Below are 2733 nucleotides of genomic sequence, written 5' to 3'. Positions count from 1 at the left end.
CCGCGGCCAGCGCGCCGAACGCCCAGGCCGTCGGCACCCCCGCGTCCGACAGCGCCAGCCACACCGGCCGCGCGGGGAGGGGCGGCAGCGCGAGCATCCGCTCGCCGCGCCCCCACGCCAGCGCCAGCGGCGCCTCGGCGGTGAGGAAGGGGACGTCGGCCCCGAGCGGCGCCGCGAGCCCGAGCAGCCCGTCGGCGGCCAGCGGCGTCGCCGCCAGCGCGCCGAGCGCGCGCAGCACGGCGCCGGCGTCCGCGCTCCCGCCGCCGAGCCCCCCGCCGACCGGGATCCGCTTCCGGATCTCGATCGCGTGGCCGTCCGGCCAGCCGGTGGCCGCGCGGTACGCCTCGGCCGCGCGCCACGCGAGGTTACGCTCGACCGGGCCGAGGTCGGCGCCGCCGCAGTCGAGCGACCGCCCGCGCACGCCGACGCGCACCGTCACGTCGTCCCCCAGCTCCAGCCGCTGGAACAGCGTCTCCAGCTGGTGGTAGCCGCTGTCCTCGCGGGCGAGGACGCGGAGGAAGAGGTTGACCTTCGCCTGCGCGACGACGCGCGCCTCGCGCACCGACGGGCGTGCGCTCACGCCGCCGGCGCGGCGGGCGCCGCGGCCACGTCGCGCAGCTTCACGCCGAGGCGCGCGAAGTAGACCGCGCCCATCACCGTGATCGGGATGAACGACAGCAGGTGGTAGGCGAGCGCCCAGCTCACCGCGAGCGTCCGGTCGACGCCGTAGACCGCCAGCCCCACCGTCGCCGCCCCCTCGAACACGCCGAAGAAGCCGGGCGACGACGGGATGGCGACGGCGATCCCGAGGATCCCCTGCAGGAAGAGGGCGGCTGAGAACGGGACGTCGATCCCGATGGCGACGAAGCCCAGCCAGAGCGCGAGCGCGTGCACGAGCCAGTGCACCAGCGTCCACCCGAACACCGCGGCGAAGCGCCCCGGGTGGCGCAGCGCGCCGAGGCCGTCGGCGAAGGTGCGCACCGCGCGGGCGCCCGCCTCCTCGACGCGCGGCAGCACGCGCCGCGCGACCGCGCGGAACGCGGCCTCGAACAGGTGCGGCACGGCGATGAAGACGTACAGGCCGACCAGCAGCACCACGACCATCAGCGCCCCGCCGCGGGCGAGCATCGGCACCGACTGCCCCCACACCCGCACGCCGGGGGGGAACGCGGGGTCGAGCAGCGCGCCGAACATCAGCAGGAGCAGCACGATCGCGTCGAACACGCGGTCGACCGCCAGCGACGCCAGCGACGCCGGGAAGCCGACGCGCGGGACCTCGCGCGTCAGCGCGAACGCGCGCGCCAGCTCGCCGGCGCGCGCGGGGACGACGTTGTTCACCATCATCCCGATCGCGGTCGCGCGCCACAGCGGCCCGAACGGGAGCACGCCGGCCGCGGGCTCGAGGATCGTGCGCCACTTGCGCGCGCGGATCGGGAAGATCGTCGTCCCCAGCGCCGTCGCGAAGAGCAGCAGCGCCCAGTTCGAGCGCGCGACGGCCGCCCACACCTCGCCGAGCGGCTCGCCGCGCAGCGTCCACCACAACAGGAGCGCGCTCAGCGCGAGGCCGAGCGCGCTCCGCCAATCGAATCGCATCGGATCGTCCGCGCGGTCAGTCGACCGCGACCAGGTCGAGGAGGTCGAAGAGCTCGTCGAGCAGCGCCGCGTCGGGGGGCGGCGGGCTGGCGCGCAGCTGGTCGCGCACCTCGCGCGCCCGGGCCAGCGCGGCGCGCCCGCGGTACAGCAGCTGCTCGACCGGCACGACGTCGCCGGCCGGCTCCGCGGCCGCGGGGGGCGTCGCGGCGCGCGTGGCTGCGGCCGGCGGCTCGTCGGCCAGCGTCGCCGACATCGAGGCCATGCCGGTGATCCCGCTCTCTAGTAGCACCAGCAGCGCCGCGCCCGAGGCGGGGCGTACCGCGTCGCCCGCGGCGGCCGGCGTCGGCCGCGCGGGCGTGGCGGGGGCCGACACCGCCGGTGTCGCAGGTGTCGCCGCGGTCACGGGCGCCGCCTGCGGCGCGACCGCCGCCTGCGCGACCGCGGGCTGCGGACGGACCGGCGTCGGGCCGCGCCCGGTGGGGACCGCCGCCATCGCGCCGCCGGGGGTCGACCGCGCCCACGTGGCGCCCGCGCTCTCGATCAGCGCCGCCGCCGCGCCGTCCACCGTGTCCAGCGCGCGCTCGTCGAGCGCCGCCAGCGGGGCCTCGCGCGCCACGCAGAAGTTGACCACGGGGCGGACGTCGTAGCTCTCGGCCAGGTCGCGCTGGTCGCGCAGCTCCGCCCGCAGGTCCTCGCCGAGCGTCAGCCGCGCCGCGTCGGCGCGCGCCGGCAGCCGCAGCGCCTCGCCGAGCGCGCGCCGCAGCGCCGAGGCGAGCGGCACCGCCGCCTGGCGGAAGCGCTGGTCGGCGGTGATCGGCGGGGAGGGGGCGCGGTGCACCACGTGGTCCACGCCGTCGTCGGGGGCGAGCGCGCGGATCGGCACGATCGCGTGCGCGCCGGTGCCCCCGGCCGCCGCGGGGGCGTTCCCGAGCAGGGTCTGCAGCCGCTCGGCGCGGGCGAGCGCGTCGGCGGCGTCGGACGCGGTCCAGGCGCGGGCGGCGCGCAGCAGGCGGCGGAACGCCTGGCCGGCGGCGGCGAGCGCCGCGCCCGCGCCGGCGTTCCACGAGAGCCGCCCCTGCTGGATCGCCCCGCCCACGCGCCCCAGCGCCTCGGCCAGCGACGCCAGGTCCGGCTGCCGCG

The 2733-nt window shown here is 78.9% G+C and carries 1 protein-coding gene and 2 pseudogenes; all 3 read right to left on the bottom strand.

Translation table 11 applies throughout. The features are described 5' to 3' along the window. Positions 1 to 580, bottom strand: a pseudogene (locus tag PYV61_RS23700) (4-(cytidine 5'-diphospho)-2-C-methyl-D-erythritol kinase); the annotation flags it as partial. Continuing rightward, positions 577 to 1593: a lysylphosphatidylglycerol synthase transmembrane domain-containing protein gene (locus tag PYV61_RS23695; RefSeq protein ID WP_275836344.1), complete on the bottom strand. Its 1017-nt coding sequence runs from the start codon at positions 1591 to 1593 to the stop codon at positions 577 to 579. The pseudogene PYV61_RS23700 and the gene PYV61_RS23695, both read right to left, overlap by 4 nt. Positions 1594 to 1609: 16 nt before the next feature. After that, positions 1610 to 2733: pseudogene (locus PYV61_RS23690) on the bottom strand (hypothetical protein); the annotation flags it as partial.

Origin of the sequence: Roseisolibacter sp. H3M3-2, from assembly GCF_029211165.1 — a bacterium.
In the GTDB taxonomy this organism is placed as follows: Bacteria; Gemmatimonadota; Gemmatimonadetes; order Gemmatimonadales; family Gemmatimonadaceae; genus Roseisolibacter.
The sequence above is the reverse complement of the archived record's forward strand: the minus strand, read 5'-3'. Positions and strand labels throughout refer to the sequence as shown.

Bases quoted from the DNA above. Each gene is read 5' to 3' on its own strand.
- PYV61_RS23695 (WP_275836344.1), bottom strand. From the start codon at position 1,593: ATGCGATTCGATTGGCGGAGCGCGCTCGGCCTCGCGCTGAGCGCGCTC.